Genomic DNA, 14,461 nt, shown 5'->3' on the forward strand with positions numbered 1-14,461 from the left:
ACAGATGGGGTCCCTTCACCTAAAATTCATATGAACTTAATTATTCATGGACTTAAGAAAGTGAGCATATATGCGCGTATTCGGACTATTCATATCGCTATTGGCGCTGGCTGCTGCCGTCATGGGCAGCATCGCATTCGGAGTAACAAACATACCTCTTCATCAGGTATGGGAATCGTTCACTCACTTCAACGGGAGCAACGAGCATCTGATCATTCTTACGGCAAGACTGCCGCGGGCGCTCATTGCGCTTGCCGTAGGAGCATCCCTGGCTGTTGCTGGTGCGCTCATGCAGGTCATCACGCGCAATCCGATTGCATCACCCAGCACGCTGGGCGTAAACTCAGGTGCGGCCTTCTTCATTATTATGTCGGCGGGTTGGCTGGGCATAAGCGGACTCCAATCCCTTACCTGGGTGGCGCTGATCGGAGCCGCGGTAAGCGGCGGTATCGTGTTTTTCCTAGGCAGCATCGGCAGGGACGGCATGACGCCGGTAAAAATCACCCTCGCAGGTGCCTCGATTGCCGCCTTCTTCCATTCCCTGACGCAGGGATTGATGCTCTCCGACGGCAAAATGTTCGATCAAGTGCTGGTATGGCTGGTCGGCTCCGTTGCCGGACGCGATTTGAATCAACTTGCAGCCGTGTGGCCATACATGACCGTTGGCATGTTGGCTGCGCTCCTGCTAGGCCGTCATCTGAACGCCCTCTCCATGGGTGACGACATCGCCCAGAGCCTTGGGCAAAAAACAGCCCTCATTAAGCTGTTAGCGGCAGCAGCCGTTATCTTACTGGCTGGAGGTTCCGTTGCCGCTGCGGGACCCATCGCATTCGTCGGGATCATCATCCCGCATATCGTTCGGCATTTAATAGGAAATGATTATCGCTGGATTCTGCCTTACAGCGCGGTGCTGGGCGCACTTCTGCTGGTGACGGCCGATCTCGGCTCCCGATATATAGCCATGCCGAAGGAAGTCCCCGTCGGCGTGATGACCGCAATCATCGGCGTGCCGTTCTTCGTGTACATAGCCAGGAAAGGAAGACGAGCACAATGAGTAAACACCGCATATTCCGCTCCAGGAACGCTAAAGTATCGTTTATGCTGGAGAGAAAAACACTATGGGTATGCCTGATCCTATTCGTACTTTGCATCGCCGCCATGATGATTAGCACAGGAACGGGAAGCCAGTTTGTTTCGCCGCTTCATGTCATGAAGGCATTGTTCGGCGATGCTCCGCCTATGGAGCAGGTCATCGTCATGCAGCTAAGGCTGCCCCGAATTATTATCGCCGTGCTGATCGGCGCCGCTCTCGCGGTGGCAGGGGCTATTCTGCAGGGCGTCATCCGCAACCCCCTGGCCTCCCCCGATGTCATCGGCATAACGGAGGGAGCATCGCTTGGAGCGGTTCTCTTCATCTTCATATTCACAGGCACCGTATCGATCCATTGGATGCCGCTATTCGCCATCCTTGGTGCTTTTTTCATTACCGGACTGCTGTACGTGCTTGCTTGGAAAAATGGCGTATCGCCGCTACGGCTCGTCTTAATCGGTATCGGGATATCGGCTGCAATCAAATCGATCTCCTATATGCTGATCATATCCGGACCATTGCAGTTAGCCGACCGCTCTCTTACCTTCATGGCAGGCAGCATTTACGGCATGTCCTGGGATAAGGACGTTTTGACCCTGCTGCCTTGGGTAGCCGTACTTCTACCGCTTACTTGGCTGCAGGCCCGCAATGTGAACATCCAAGCCTTGGGCGACGACGTTGCCAGCAGCACGGGGGCCCAGGTTCAGAAACAGCGGCTGATCCTGATCGGACTCAGCGTCGCCCTAGCCGGAGCAGCCATCTCGATCGGCGGCGCCATCGCCTTCATCGGTCTGATGGCACCGCATATGGCCCGCAGGCTAGTGGGTCCCTCCTTCGGGAGCGTCCTGCCGGTCAGCGCACTGATTGGTGCGATTCTGCTCCTTGTCGCGGACTTGGTAGCTCGGACGGCATTTCTGCCGCGAGACGTTCCGGCAGGCGTCTTCACCGCCGCGATCGGCGCGCCGTTCTTCCTCTACTTGCTGTATCGTAACCGCAATCGATTCTAGAACCGAAAGGAGCTGGCGTCATGAAAAATACGCTGGAAGCAAAGGGATTGGGTCTGTCCTATGGGGGAGACTTTATATTCGAAAATCTGGATTTAACCGTGCCTATAGGTAAAATCACCGTGTTTATCGGCAGCAACGGCTGCGGCAAGTCCACTTTGTTGCGCTCCATGGCCAGACTGCTGAAACCGCAGCGCGGCTCGGTTGTACTGAACGGGGCCGACATCGCAGGCTTGTCCACCAAGGACGTGGCGCGTAAGCTCGCCATTTTGCCTCAAGGGCCTACCGCCCCGGAAGGATTAACGGTGATGCAGCTGGTAAAGCAAGGGCGCTATCCGTACCAGAGCTGGCTTCGTCAATGGTCACGTGAGGATGAGGAAGCCGTCACGGCGGCGCTGGCATCCACAGGCTTGACCGAACTGGCTGACCGTACGGTTGACTCGCTATCCGGAGGCCAGCGCCAGCGGGCCTGGATCGCGATGACGCTGGCACAAGAAACGCCGATCATTCTGCTCGATGAACCGACCACCTATCTGGATTTGACGCATCAGATCGAAGTGCTGGATCTGCTGTATGAATTAAATGTTCAAGAACAACGGACTATCGTCATGGTGCTGCATGATATCAATCTGGCCTGCCGTTATGCCGATCATATCGTTGCTATTCGCGACGGAAGCATCAAGGCAAAGGGCAAACCGGGAGATATCATCGATTCCGAGCTAATGCAGACCGTGTTCCAGCTGCCGTGCGAGATTATTCCGGACCCGCTGTACGGAACCCCGATGTGCGTCCCGCGCGGGAAGGGCATACGCCGGCCTTTAGCCGTCAAGCCGGACCCAGCAGAACCCAAACAACCAACAACACCGACTCCAGCTCCTGAGCTGGCACCTGTATAGCATCAATTGCAATCAAGCCGACTCCCTTTCGCATTCAAGCGGTAGGAGCCGGCCTATTTTTATATGGGCTTATCGCGCAATATGGAGCTATTATCTAAAACGGGTTTTCGCAAACCAAGTTATGGGGTAGCTGGGTTGGCGAAGACATCGAATAAGCGTATCGGCTTTAACTCGTTCATCATTCTACAACCATGGCGGACGCGAAGAGACAAAAGACTCATGCAGTGAGACATGAAGAGAGATATCACAGAGACATCAGAGAGACATGAAGAGGACACAAAGAAGACCACCCCAGAACCACGAGGGCAGCCTTTGTATTTGTAATAAACGCTATAAACATAGGTTTCGTTTTCCATTTCTTACATGCAGATCCACTAACGATTTGTTATCGATGCATCATGACCATTTACCTACACGTAGGTCTTTTTTCCTTTGGCGATGCGGGAGTACTTTGAACAGCTTGGACTTTTCACGCTTCCGTTGTTCCAGCAATTTCTTTACCCCTCGCATCAACATTCGGTAGCGCATCTCATCCTCGTGGCCGTATTTTCGCATTTCGTCAAAATACTCGTCTGTCATCCTATCACTCCAGCTGTATAAGTCTATAGAACTAGAGTATAGGACCGAACTATACAATTTCTAAACAAAACTCGGTTACATGCTAAGCCGTCGGCTCTGGCATGGCTGAGCTGCCGGCAGCCTCCACGCGCCGTCTTCGCCGAAGGAGAAGAGCTAAAGGGATGACCAACGTCACCAGCCCGCTTGCCATCAGAAACACATCATCGATGCCCCGTGTGTACTCTATCATCCAACTGTCCCATCTACAGGACCATGCAGGGAAGTTCTATCCTCGCTTCTTGATTCTCTATTAGAGCCCTTAACCCTCGGTAGTCATGGCAGCGCAAAAACCACGATCCACGGATTCGGATCGTGGCTGCCTGCTTTTCAAGATTACGCTTACTTGGGGGCCAATGCGTTCAGACCGCCTGCCCCTGCCGCTCTGCCGGCACAGCCGAATATCGGGCCAGCTCTGCCTGCAGCTCGTTCAGCGCGTCATCCAGGCGTTCTCTCAGCTGCTCCGTGATGTCGTAACCGCCCAGTTCGAGGCGGGTGATCCACTGATCTACGGCAAACACCCCGCTGAGAATATTGGTTCCTCCGAGTGCGGATATTACCGGCTTCAGCGCATAATCTACCGCGAGCAAATGCGCGATGGTACCGCCGATGAATAGCGGGAGCACGACTTTGCCTTGCAGACCTTTTTGGGGAAGAAGATCCAAAATCGTTTTCAACGCCCCTGAATACGAAGCTTTATACACCGGGCTGGCAATGATCACGGCAGCGGCTCCTTCAACCGCCGCTATGGCCTGCTTGATGGCCGGACTGTTGAAATCGGCCCGCAGCAAATCCTCAGCCGGTAGATCCGCTGCCGAGATGAATTCGATCTCGTAGCCGGCAATGATTAGGCGATCCTCTACATATTGCGTTAATCCGAACAAACGGGACACTTGCGTCGGGCTTCCTGCTATAAAAGCGATTTTCGTCATGGTTTTCCTCCTTATTTGTAAACGTCATGTAGGGCTAGGCGCACCCATATTCGAGTCCCATGCACCAGGACAGCCTCATCCAAATCGAATCGGAGCTGGTGAATCGCATGAACGATCCCTCGATCCGGGTTCCCGCAAGCTCGCTGTGCACAGCGATGACATGGATGGCGCTGCCTGCATGAAGTGTACCGAATGCCAGCACGGCCGCTTCTGACGGATCCACCCGGTTCGCCATCATGGCATTGACCTCCGTCACAAAACGGGCTGCCATCTGGAGGGCGTCAATCGCCAGATGGGGAGAACTGTGATGCCCCGGGGTTCCATGGAAATGCACTCTAAAATGGCTTGACGCCGCAAGAGATCTGCCACCAGCTTCGAGGTACGGGAAACATCGTACAATAGCTCGGGTTGTTGGTGGAGATTCCGCCTAATTCGGAATAGCTCTCCACGAAGCTCCCCAGCAAACTCCATCATTTCATCCAGTTCCACAGCTACCGTCATGCCCTCTGCCCCCTTTTAGGAACGGACAGCAACTGCCTGATCCTTGCTGTACCGGTTCTCGGGAACGGGCAATCCCAAATTGCCGCGCAGCGTGTCACTCTCGTACTCGGTTCTGTAGAGGCCTCTCTCCTGCAGAAGCGGCACGACTTGGTCCACAAAATCCTCCAGCCCGTTCGGCACCGCCGCGGTAATCATGAAGCCGTCGGCTGCACCTACTTCGAACCAAGCCTGGATCTTGTCTGCCACCTGCTCCGGCGTGCCGATAAACCCGCCGCGCGGCGTGGCCGTCTGCAGCGCCACTTGCCGGAGCGTGAGCCCCTTTTCCTTGGCGTCCCTTTTGATTTTGTCGGTACCGCTCTGGAAGCTGTTCTTACCCAAGTCGCCCAGCTCAGGGAACGGCTCATCCAGTGGATACTGGGAGAAATCGTGATGCTCGAAGAATCGGCCGAGATAATTTAGGGCATTCTCGATGGTCACCAGGCTGGCTATCTCCTCATATTTGCGCTCGGCCTCCTCTGAGGTACTGCCGATGATCGGGCTGATGCCGGGAAAGATCAGCACTTCATCCGGATTCCGGCCGAAACCAGCCGCCCGCGACTTCACGTCCTGATAAAAGGTGGCCGCCTCTTCCACGGACTCATGACCGGTGAATACCGCATCAGCTTCCTTGGAGGCATAGTTCTTGCCGACCTCGGACGATCCCGCTTGAAAAATGACCGGCTGTCCCTGCTTGGAGCGGGCGATGTTCAGCGGCCCCTTCACGGAGAAGAACTCGCCTTCGTGATTCAGCGTGTGCATTTTCTCGGGATCGAAAAAGACGCCCGTCTCCTTATTGCGCACGAAGGCATCGTCCTCCCAGGAATCCCATAATCCCCGGGCAACCTCCAAATACTCCGTTGCAATCCGGTATCGCTTATCGTGCTCCGGATGCTCCTTCTTGCCGTAATTCAGGGCCGATCCCTCCAGCGGAGAGGTAACGATGTTCCAGCCCGCGCGTCCGTCGCTGATCTTGTCGAGCGACGCGAACTGACGGGCCACGGTGAACGGCTCGCTGTATGAGGTGGACAACGTACCGACAAGACCGATGTTTTGGCTGACAGCAGCCAGGGCGCTCAGAATGGTGATCGGCTCAAAGCGGTTCAGAAAATGCGGGATCGATTTTTCGTTGATATACAAGCCGTCGGCGATGAAGATCAGGTCGAACTTGCCCTTCTCGGCTTTCTGAACCCACTGCTTATACAGCTCAAAATTAACGCTTGCGTCAGGCTGCGCATCCGGATGCCGCCACATGGAGGTTCCTCCGCCCACACCGTGCAGGAGCGCCCCCAATTTCAATTGTCTTTGCTTTGCCATATTCCATTCCTCCTTATCGATCTTAGCGCCATCTGCTCACACGGGGGCTGCAGCCAGTTTAATGCGTTCGATCTGTCCGAGATGACTCTGTACGTGGCGGGTAAACCCGCTGACGATATCCGAGACGCTGACGGTCTCCCCTTTGAAATTGATGCCGGTTTTGGCCGTATCGGCTGCGCTCAAGCGGCGAAGCAGCAAGCTGTTGTAGTGCAGCAGCGCCCGGAATGCTTCCAAAATATCCGCGGCTCTGCCTTCGTTCGAATATTGGCCGTTGACCCAGGCATCCTGATTGAACGCAGGCAGTTGGGCCGTTGTCCCGGCCAGAATGTCCCGAATCCGGAACGAGATCACGATGCTGTGATCCACCAGATGGGAGAGCACCTCCTGTACGCTCCATATGTGCGGTGCCTGCTTCCATTGGAGCTGATCCTCGCTAAGGCCGACGACGGCGTCCAGCAGCTGATCATGCGTATTAACAAAGGCTTCGATAGGGAACTCGCTCATTCGATCTCCTCCATTACAAACTCGATAATGACTTTCCCGATAATAAACAACAACAAGAAGCTGCTCTTCACATCGCGCTACGGTTCATGTTCGGGGCCTCATAACGGTAATGCGCTTGAAACATGAACAGGTGCTTACTTTCAAATGACAACGGCAGAAGGAACTCCTTATGGCGATGGTGATGGTGATGACGATGGTGATGGCGAAGTCTCCTCGCCGGAACGGTAATGCCCGAGCGCCCGCTTCGCTAGCCTCGTGAAAAAATCGATGCTGACCGGAATCGCCCGCTCATCCAGATCAAACGCCGGATGGTGCCACTCCTGCGTGCCTGCCGTCCCCATGAAAACAAACAAGCCGGGAACCTCACGCTGGTACACCGCAAAATCCTCTCCGGCCGGCGAAGGAACCGGTATCACCGCCTCATATCCCGCTTCGGCGGCGGCGACATAACCGAGCTCCGCCAGCTTGCGGTCATTATGGACCGGCGGCGGTCCCTCGATCCAGCGCACGGCAGCCGTCGTTCCGAAAGCTGCGGCCACGCCTTGAACCACCTGGCTGAATCGTTCAAGCACCTGCAGTCTGACGTCGTCATCGAAGGTGCGGATAGTTCCTTCCAGCAGCGCTTTCTCCGGGATCACATTCCACGCGGTCCCGCTGTGCAGCTTCGTGACACTGATGACAGCGCTCTTCAGGGGGCTCACATTCCGGCTTACGATCGACTGGAGCGCCGTAATGATATGCGATGCGGTCACGATCGGGTCATGGCCCGCTTCCGGGACGGCCGCATGGGATCCCTTGCCCGCCACTTCAACCACGAAGCCGTCGGCGGCGGCCATCAGCGGGCCCTCCTTAATGCCGATGGTCCCGACAGGCAGGTCCGGCTTGTTATGCATGCCGAAGATCGCCTGCACGCCTTCGAGCGCCCCGCTCTCGATGACCTGCTTCGCGCCTTTGGCTTTCTCCTCGGCCGGCTGAAAGATCAGCCGCACGGTTCCTCTCAGCTCCTGCTCCCGCTGTTTCAGGGCATACGCCGTCCCGATCAGGGCAGCGGTATGAAAATCGTGCCCGCAGGCATGCATTTTGCCGGGAAGCGTCGAGGCGTACGGGAGTCCCGTCTCTTCCTGGACCGGCAGGGCGTCGATATCCGCCCGCAGCGCAATGATCGGCCCCTCCTGAAGTCCGCCGACTTCGGCGATTACGCCTGTGGCGAGCGGATACTCCGTGACCCGTATCCCTGCTTCCTCAAGCCAGCCCCTGATCAGCTGCGTCGTTTCGAACTCCTCATTCGACAGCTCCGGGTACCGGTGCAGATGACGCCGAATCTCAATAAATCGATTAATGTCTATGTCAGTGGATAAAACATCGCTTGGCATTCGTAAAACCTCCTAAATAGTCACGTGCCTATGACCGATTCCATTACGCCTCGGCAGGAACCTCTGCCAACGCCTCGCTCAGCAGCTCGAATGAGCGGATTCGTTTGGCAAACGGCTGGATATTGCTGGTGACGATGATTTCGTCAACGCCGGAAGCCTGTTGAAGCCGGAGCAGCTGTTCACGCACGATCTCCTTCGTACCTTTGGTGATGAACGGCTCTTGCTCCTCGATCGTATACGACTCACCTGCCTGGCGTCCGAATTCTTCCGCCTGTTCCCTCGTCCCCAGTGTCAGCGTCCGGCCGCTGGCCAAATGAATCTTCACCAGCTTCAGCGACCCTGCCAGCTCTGCCGCTTCCGCCTCCGTATCGGCCACGATCACGGACAGAGCGACAAGAATCTCCGGTTCCCTGCCATGGGAGTAGTCAAACGTGCTTCGGTAAACACGAATAGCCTCCAGCGCTGCGGATTCATCCCCGTTGATGAAAAGGGAGAACACATAGGGCAGGCCGAGTCCGGCCGCAATTTCCGCGCTGCCTGCGCTGGCCCCCAGCAGGTACAGCTCAGGGGCGGTCTCCGGCAGCGGAGCGGCACGCAGTCCGGCGAGCGGATGATCCTCCTCCAGCGTGTTATGCACAAATTGGCTTAGCTCGACGATCTTATCCGTTAACGATGCGTGCTCATGCACGTCCCGCTGCAGCGCCTGCGTACTGCGCGGCAAACCTCCTGGTGCGCGCCCGATGCCCAGATCCACGCGTCCCGGCGCGAGCGCGGCCAGCACGTTGAAATTCTCCGCTACCTTGTAGGGGCTGTAATGCTGCAGCATGACGCCGCCGGAACCCACGCGAATGGTTTGGGTTTTAGCTAACAGGTAAGAAATGAGCACTTCCGGCGAAGACCCTGCTACTTGGTCCGAATCGTGATGCTCGGATACCCAGAAGCGCCGGAAGCCGAGCTCCTCTGACTTTTGAGCAAGTTGCACGGTATGCGTGAACGCCTCCGCTGCCGTTTCGCCCGGATATATTGGACTTTGGTCAAGCACGCTTATCGTAATCCCCATATTCATTGGCCTCCTAAATGCTGTAGTTAAGCTCAGGCGTGATCCGCTTCAGGAACTGCTTGGTTCGTTCTTCCCGCGGATGATGGAACAGCTCGGACGGAGTCCCCTGCTCCACGATCACGCCCTCGTCCATAAACACAACGTGGTTCGCCACATCCCTCGCGAAACCCATCTCATGCGTCACCACGATCATGGTGATTCCTTCCTTCGCGATTTTGCGAATGACCGCAAGCACCTCGCCCACAAGCTCCGGGTCGAGCGCCGACGTCGGCTCATCGAACAGGATCACCTCCGGCTCTAGGGCCAGTGCCCTGGCAATGCCCACCCGCTGCTGCTGTCCGCCCGAGAGCTGACTCGGGTAAGCATCCAGCTTATCGGCCAGACCGACTTTTTCGAGCAGGGTGACACTCCTCTCCCTCGCCTCGGCTTTCGGTATTTTTTTGACAACGACCAAGCCTTCCATCACGTTCTCGATCGCCGTCTTATGTTTGAACAGATTGTACTGCTGAAACACCATAGCCGATCGCTGGCGGAGTTCATGGATCTCCTTCTTCGTGGCGCGCTTGCAATCGAGCTGGTAATCGCCGATGGCAATCTTGCCGCCATTCGGCTTCTCGAGATAATTCACGCAGCGCAGCAGCGTGGTTTTGCCCGAACCGCTCGGCCCAAGGATGACCACCACTTCCCCTTTGTTCACCGTCAGATCAATCGAATTCAGCACCGCGTTCTTGCCGTAGGATTTTGAAATATCGGTCAATTGAATCATGCGACGCCCCCCCGATTGTAGAGATTGATTCGTTTCTCGATGACTGCGGTCAGTCTTTCGATGAGGAGTGTAAGCCCCCAGAAAATAGCTGCCGCGGCCAGATAGGATTCGAAGAACTTCCAATTGGTCGATGCCACGATCTGCGCCTGCGCGTTAATGTCCACCACCGACACGGTAAATGCCAAGGTCGAGCCATGAAGCATGCCAATGACCGAATTGGACAGGTTTGGTAGGCTGACAGCCAAGGCTTGGGGGAAGACGATTCTGCGCAGCGCCTGCCACGTCGTCATGCCGATTGAATAAGCTGCCTCCAGCTGCCCTCGATTTACCGCGAGCAGGCCGGAGCGGATCACTTCCGACATATACGCGCCTGCCGTAATCGAGAACGATATGAACGCAAACCAGATCATTGGAATGGAGGATGACGTAAAACCCCAGCCCATCTGAGCGGACAGCGCATCCACCAGCACCGGCAGCCCGAAATAGATCAGCAGCAGATGCGTCAGCATGGGAGTGCCCCGGATAAAGGTCACGTAGGCGGCAGCGATCTGGCTGAGCACCGGCACGTTATAGATCCGGGCAAACGCCGCGATTAGCCCAATCATAAATCCGGCCGTAACCGATACGGCGGTGATCAACAGCGTTGTCGGGATCGCGGACAGCAAGTTTACGAATGCCGTCCATATGAAGGATGGATCGATTTTCATAGCTCCGCGCCTCCTTTTTCGGGTCTCATTCCGGCAATGATGCGGCGGTAGGACCCTTTCTTTTGCATACGGAATCTCTCACGGGCTTCCGACTCCGGAACCTCATGGCGCATCAGGCGCCGTTCCGCACGCAGCAGCAGTTTCTCCAACGTAAAGCTGATGACAAGATAGATGAAAGCCAGCGCCAGGTAAGCTTCGATAAAGTGCTGGGTGATATTGCCCAGCGTTTGCGCTTTTCCTGTCATCTCCATAAGGCCGAGGGTAAACGCCAGCGAAGTATCCTTCAGCAGGGCAATCACCATATTCGAAAATACCGGAACGGCGATCGCAAGCGCCTGGGGGAGGACGATCCGAAGGAAGGCTTGATGCCCCTTCATCCCCATGGCATACGCTGCCTCTACCTGTCCCCTGTCCACCGCCGTTACCGAGGCCCGGATCATCTCCGACATGAAAGCTCCGGTATGAAGCCCGTAGGTCAGGATCACGAATACCATGACAGGCGCCCGTGACATGTCGATATGAACCAGCTTCAGGATCTCCGGCAGACCATAATAGAACAAGAAGAGCTGGATCAGGATCGGCGTTCCCCTGAAGAACGAAATGTACACCTTGGCGAACGCGTTCAGCACCGGGATCCGGTACAGGCGGGGAAGGGCAATCAGAAATCCAACGACGATCCCCACCAGCAGAGAGCCTGCCACGATCAGCATCGTGACGCCTAAGGTCGACAAGAGTTTAGGCAAAAAGCTAAGCACATACGAGAAATCGAACGGTGCACCCATGAATCCTTCTCCCTTCTTGCATCGTTATCTCATCATGGATTCGACGACGTGAAGTCGTCGCCCAGCCATTCCTTGCTCAGCTTAGTCAGCGTTCCATCCGATTTAAGCTCCCTGATCGCATCGTCAACCGCATCCGACAGCTTCTGGCTGTCCGGGTCATCCTTGCGGAATACGAACAGGATGTCGGCCTCCGACAAGTGATCTCCCGTTGTTTTCAGCTTTCCTTGTGGGTCGATCAGCGGCAGCGTAAAGTCCGCCCCAACGGATGCAACCACCCGGCCTGTCGTAATCTGGCTTACGGTATCATTCGCCGCACCATTCTGATAGACAATATGGATCGCATCGTTATGGTCCTTGTTGTAGTTTTCCAGAATCTGAGCAGCCGCACTGGTTGCACCGGTCAGCACCTTTTTCCCCTTCAAATCATCCAGCGATTGAATGGAGTCATTCTCCTTGGCGACGATGATTTTATTTCGCCAATGGGCGTAAGGTTCTTTATTGAACAGGTACTTTTCCGTTCGCTCCGGATTCTTCTCCATCTGGTGGGCTACAAAATCAATTTTCTTCGTTTCCAGGCTCAGCAGCAGATTGGAGAACTCCTGGGTCTGCAGCTCGAACTCATACTCCGGCAAACGTTTATCGATCTCCCGCACCAGCTCAACGTCAAAGCCGGTCAGCTTACCATTCTCGTCAATAAAGCAAATTCTCGGGAAGGCCGTGCCCGTGCCGACAACAATCGTCGTTACTTTTCCTTCCGCCGCGTTCACCGTGCTGTCCTTCTTCGCATCTCCGCTCTTCGTGTCTGCTCCGCATCCGGCGATCACCCCTGCCAATGCGATGACAACAGCTGCTACGATTGATTTTTTCACGACCTCATCCCCTTTCGCTCTTGTCCCCATCCGCAATTTAATAATTCCTATAGATTTAGTAAGAATTATGTTGTCACTAACTTTACCGCGATTTGGGAAACGCGTCTAATAGAGTTTTTCTATTCATCCATGCAATTCATCAATAGGACAATTCACGGCCGAGCTCCAGCAAGGAAGCCAGAAACTCATTATTCTGCCCGTTCAAGGAGATGAGATGGGTCTGCAGGGAAATGCCTGCCGTCTCGGCGATATCCACGGGAATCAGGCTTCCCTCGGCTACCTCCTCCTGAGCGCAAAGCCCCGGTAGAAAGCAGATCCCCGCCCGCCCCAGCACAAGCTTCTTCGCTGTCTCGGAATTATCCACTTGAAACACGATGTTCGGCGGCTGTTCCAAACTCTCGAATACCCGGTGAATCTGCAGCCAATCCAGCGAACCGCACTCGAAGAAGACCAGCGTCTCACGCCGAATGTCCCGAATCGAGGCTCTCCCGGCCGCAGCGAGTGGATGATCCTTATATACATACAGGCGGATGGGATCTTCAAAGAACGGATAGGATTGAAAAGCAGGATTCATCAGCTTGCGGACGAAGGCCAGATCGATGTCCTTGGACGAGAGCCTGCCGGCCAGCTCTTCCGTCGGGCCTGTCGTCAGCTTGAAGTTCATCTCGGGAAACCGGCGGTTGAGCACCATAAGCAGATAAGGCATTAAGTAATTGGATACCGAAACCGTGCTTCCGATTCTGAGCTCATTGGGTATGGAGACTTTGGATTGAAGATGGTGTTTCCCTTTTTGGAAGGTTTGGAGGATCTGCTGGGCATAGGGAAGGAACTGTTTGCCTTTGTCGGTCAGATGAATCTGTTTACCCAAACGGTCGAACAGCCTGCAGTCGAGCTCCCTCTCCAGCGACTGGATGCGTGCGGTCACCGTCGGCTGGGACAGAAATAGAACGTCTGCCGCCTTGTTGAAGCTGCCGTAGTGATTGATGTAGACAAAAGCCTCGATATTTTCGATGTTCAAGCTAACACCTCCGGAAACATGATTATACTCACTATTCCAATGAATATAGATGGTTTTAGAGCCGCAATTTCCTTATAAATTATCCTTATCTTAGGCAGTTGGCAAATTATTGTCAATCCAAATATGCTTATAGATTTTTTTAATGATGACATCAATATTTTTGTTTTCCAATGTGTTTAATGGGAATAAGCTGCTATACTAATCTCACCTTATCAGGATATGACCGTATCCGCTGAAATTATAATGACCTAAAAAAGGAGATGGAGCGATGAATTCAATGGAAAAAGTGATCATACGGGATGCCCATGAGTGGGAACGAGAGGCTGTTGCGGCTGTAATGCTGGAATCCTATCAGCAGTATGCCTTCGATCTGTCTACGGAGCGATGGGAGGAATATCGGGATTCCATCAGGAACTCCGCGTACAGCCATGCGCCGCATGCCCGGATCGTCGCCGAGCTTGGCGGGGAAATCGTCGGCAGCGTCCAGCTCTTCCTCTCCTCGGAGGCCGCTTACGGAAAACCGGAAATGGGGATCCACTCGCCCATTATCCGCCTTCTAGCCGTATCTCCGGGTTCCCGGGGACGCGGCATCGCCACACTTCTGATTCAAGAGGCCGCGCGCAGATCGATCCAGCTCGGCGCAACCACGCTGAATCTTCATACCTCCGACATGATGGCCTCTGCGGTGAAGCTTTATGAGCGGCTCGGCTTTGAGCGGGCATATGACACGGATACATTCAACGGAGAAACCCTTGTCAAAGGATACCGGATCGAACTGCCCGGCTCCCTGCTGCTGCAAAGCGCCGTGTGAAATCCAGGTCATACGCGCATAACCGGACATCTTCTCCTGAATATGGAGAATGCGTCCGGTTATTTTTTATGTACATTTATCCGTCTGTCTTCATAGTCGATTCGTTCCATTGTTGGAATGTGAACATTCGTTTCTTGAGACTCCCACGGCTAAAGCCGGAAGCTGACACCTTCGGTATCA

General features: G+C 54.9%; 18 protein-coding genes. 4 read left to right on the plus strand and 14 right to left on the minus strand.

Annotated elements, in window-relative coordinates:
- The first annotated feature begins 70 nt into the window (after positions 1-70).
- The 3 genes from ABEW73_RS23675 to ABEW73_RS23685 are packed head-to-tail and all read left to right on the plus strand — an operon-like array spanning position 71 to position 2,990.
- Entirely contained in the window at positions 71-1,054 is a 984-nt protein-coding gene (locus ABEW73_RS23675) for a FecCD family ABC transporter permease (protein WP_430173359.1), read from the plus strand.
- Complete coding sequence (locus ABEW73_RS23680) at positions 1,051-2,097, plus strand: FecCD family ABC transporter permease (protein ID WP_430173361.1); 1,047 nt, start codon at positions 1,051-1,053, stop codon at positions 2,095-2,097. Before ABEW73_RS23675 ends, ABEW73_RS23680 begins: the two co-directional genes overlap by 4 nt.
- A gap of 20 nt (positions 2,098-2,117) precedes the next feature.
- Complete coding sequence (locus ABEW73_RS23685; RefSeq protein WP_430173363.1) at positions 2,118-2,990, plus strand: ABC transporter ATP-binding protein; 873 nt, start codon at positions 2,118-2,120, stop codon at positions 2,988-2,990.
- Between the two features lie 396 nt (positions 2,991-3,386).
- On the opposite strand, the gene ABEW73_RS23690 is transcribed toward ABEW73_RS23685, so the two are convergent.
- From ABEW73_RS23690 to ABEW73_RS23755, 14 genes are all read right to left on the minus strand, one after another.
- Positions 3,387-3,569 carry a hypothetical protein gene (locus ABEW73_RS23690; protein WP_430173365.1) on the minus strand — a complete coding sequence of 61 codons (183 nt, stop codon included), beginning with the start codon at positions 3,567-3,569 and terminating at the stop codon, positions 3,387-3,389.
- 82 nt (positions 3,570-3,651) lie between these two features.
- Positions 3,652-3,798: an LPXTG cell wall anchor domain-containing protein gene (locus ABEW73_RS23695; RefSeq protein WP_430173367.1), complete on the minus strand. Its 147-nt coding sequence runs from the start codon at positions 3,796-3,798 to the stop codon at positions 3,652-3,654.
- Positions 3,799-3,967: 169 nt separating this feature from the next.
- Entirely contained in the window at positions 3,968-4,537 is a 570-nt protein-coding gene (ssuE, locus tag ABEW73_RS23700; protein ID WP_430173369.1) for an NADPH-dependent FMN reductase, read from the minus strand.
- A 34-nt stretch (positions 4,538-4,571) separates the two neighbouring features.
- The gene (locus ABEW73_RS23705; RefSeq protein ID WP_430173370.1) at positions 4,572-4,871 is read right to left on the minus strand and encodes a peptidase dimerization domain-containing protein; all 300 of its coding nucleotides are present in this window, start codon (positions 4,869-4,871) and stop codon (positions 4,572-4,574) included.
- Entirely contained in the window at positions 4,790-5,038 is a 249-nt protein-coding gene (locus ABEW73_RS23710; RefSeq protein ID WP_430173389.1) for a hypothetical protein, read from the minus strand. Before ABEW73_RS23710 ends, ABEW73_RS23705 begins: the two co-directional genes overlap by 82 nt.
- Positions 5,039-5,053: 15 nt before the next feature.
- A complete protein-coding gene (locus ABEW73_RS23715) occupies positions 5,054-6,391 on the minus strand; it encodes an LLM class flavin-dependent oxidoreductase (RefSeq protein ID WP_430173372.1) in 1,338 nt (445 codons plus the stop codon).
- A gap of 36 nt (positions 6,392-6,427) precedes the next feature.
- Positions 6,428-6,895 (minus strand): DinB family protein, encoded by a 468-nt coding sequence (locus ABEW73_RS23720; RefSeq protein WP_430173374.1) that lies wholly within the window; start codon positions 6,893-6,895, stop codon positions 6,428-6,430.
- Positions 6,896-7,062: 167 nt separating this feature from the next.
- Positions 7,063-8,268 (minus strand): M20 peptidase aminoacylase family protein, encoded by a 1,206-nt coding sequence (locus ABEW73_RS23725; RefSeq protein ID WP_430173375.1) that lies wholly within the window; start codon positions 8,266-8,268, stop codon positions 7,063-7,065.
- Between the two features lie 43 nt (positions 8,269-8,311).
- Positions 8,312-9,328 (minus strand): LLM class flavin-dependent oxidoreductase, encoded by a 1,017-nt coding sequence (locus ABEW73_RS23730; RefSeq protein WP_430173377.1) that lies wholly within the window; start codon positions 9,326-9,328, stop codon positions 8,312-8,314.
- A gap of 13 nt (positions 9,329-9,341) precedes the next feature.
- Positions 9,342-10,094: an amino acid ABC transporter ATP-binding protein gene (locus ABEW73_RS23735; protein ID WP_430173378.1), complete on the minus strand. Its 753-nt coding sequence runs from the start codon at positions 10,092-10,094 to the stop codon at positions 9,342-9,344.
- Positions 10,091-10,801, minus strand: a complete 711-nt coding sequence (locus tag ABEW73_RS23740; protein WP_430173379.1) for an amino acid ABC transporter permease — start codon at positions 10,799-10,801, stop codon at positions 10,091-10,093. Before ABEW73_RS23740 ends, ABEW73_RS23735 begins: the two co-directional genes overlap by 4 nt.
- Positions 10,798-11,583, minus strand: coding sequence for an amino acid ABC transporter permease (locus ABEW73_RS23745; RefSeq protein ID WP_430173380.1), 786 nt, complete (start codon positions 11,581-11,583; stop codon positions 10,798-10,800). The genes ABEW73_RS23740 and ABEW73_RS23745 overlap by 4 nt, the downstream gene beginning before the upstream one ends.
- Positions 11,584-11,615: 32 nt before the next feature.
- Positions 11,616-12,452, minus strand: coding sequence for a transporter substrate-binding domain-containing protein (locus ABEW73_RS23750; protein WP_430173382.1), 837 nt, complete (start codon positions 12,450-12,452; stop codon positions 11,616-11,618).
- Positions 12,453-12,591: 139 nt separating this feature from the next.
- Positions 12,592-13,470: a LysR family transcriptional regulator gene (locus ABEW73_RS23755; protein WP_430173383.1), complete on the minus strand. Its 879-nt coding sequence runs from the start codon at positions 13,468-13,470 to the stop codon at positions 12,592-12,594.
- A gap of 268 nt (positions 13,471-13,738) precedes the next feature.
- Here ABEW73_RS23755 and ABEW73_RS23760 point away from each other — a divergent pair, with 268 nt between their 5' ends.
- Positions 13,739-14,281, plus strand: a complete 543-nt coding sequence (locus ABEW73_RS23760) for a GNAT family N-acetyltransferase (RefSeq protein WP_430173385.1) — start codon at positions 13,739-13,741, stop codon at positions 14,279-14,281.
- Positions 14,282-14,461 lie beyond the last annotated feature (180 nt).

Origin of the sequence: Paenibacillus lautus, from assembly GCF_050482385.1 — a bacterium.
Taxonomy (GTDB): Bacteria; Bacillota; Bacilli; order Paenibacillales; family Paenibacillaceae; genus Paenibacillus_AQ; species Paenibacillus_AQ lautus_B.

Coding starts and splice junctions, on each gene's coding strand:
- ABEW73_RS23710 (WP_430173389.1), bottom strand. CDS start 5,038: ATGACGGTAGCTGTGGAACTGGATGAAATGATGGAGTTTGCTGGGGAG.
- ABEW73_RS23725 (WP_430173375.1), bottom strand. CDS start 8,268: ATGCCAAGCGATGTTTTATCCACTGACATAGACATTAATCGATTTATT.
- ABEW73_RS23760 (WP_430173385.1), top strand. CDS start 13,739: ATGAATTCAATGGAAAAAGTGATCATACGGGATGCCCATGAGTGGGAA.
- ABEW73_RS23695 (WP_430173367.1), bottom strand. CDS start 3,798: ATGATAGAGTACACACGGGGCATCGATGATGTGTTTCTGATGGCAAGC.
- ssuE (WP_430173369.1), bottom strand. CDS start 4,537: ATGACGAAAATCGCTTTTATAGCAGGAAGCCCGACGCAAGTGTCCCGT.
- ABEW73_RS23680 (WP_430173361.1), top strand. CDS start 1,051: ATGAGTAAACACCGCATATTCCGCTCCAGGAACGCTAAAGTATCGTTT.
- ABEW73_RS23735 (WP_430173378.1), bottom strand. CDS start 10,094: ATGATTCAATTGACCGATATTTCAAAATCCTACGGCAAGAACGCGGTG.
- ABEW73_RS23675 (WP_430173359.1), top strand. CDS start 71: ATGCGCGTATTCGGACTATTCATATCGCTATTGGCGCTGGCTGCTGCC.
- ABEW73_RS23690 (WP_430173365.1), bottom strand. CDS start 3,569: ATGACAGACGAGTATTTTGACGAAATGCGAAAATACGGCCACGAGGAT.
- ABEW73_RS23730 (WP_430173377.1), bottom strand. CDS start 9,328: ATGGGGATTACGATAAGCGTGCTTGACCAAAGTCCAATATATCCGGGC.
- ABEW73_RS23685 (WP_430173363.1), top strand. CDS start 2,118: ATGAAAAATACGCTGGAAGCAAAGGGATTGGGTCTGTCCTATGGGGGA.
- ABEW73_RS23720 (WP_430173374.1), bottom strand. CDS start 6,895: ATGAGCGAGTTCCCTATCGAAGCCTTTGTTAATACGCATGATCAGCTG.
- ABEW73_RS23745 (WP_430173380.1), bottom strand. CDS start 11,583: ATGGGTGCACCGTTCGATTTCTCGTATGTGCTTAGCTTTTTGCCTAAA.
- ABEW73_RS23740 (WP_430173379.1), bottom strand. CDS start 10,801: ATGAAAATCGATCCATCCTTCATATGGACGGCATTCGTAAACTTGCTG.
- ABEW73_RS23715 (WP_430173372.1), bottom strand. CDS start 6,391: ATGGCAAAGCAAAGACAATTGAAATTGGGGGCGCTCCTGCACGGTGTG.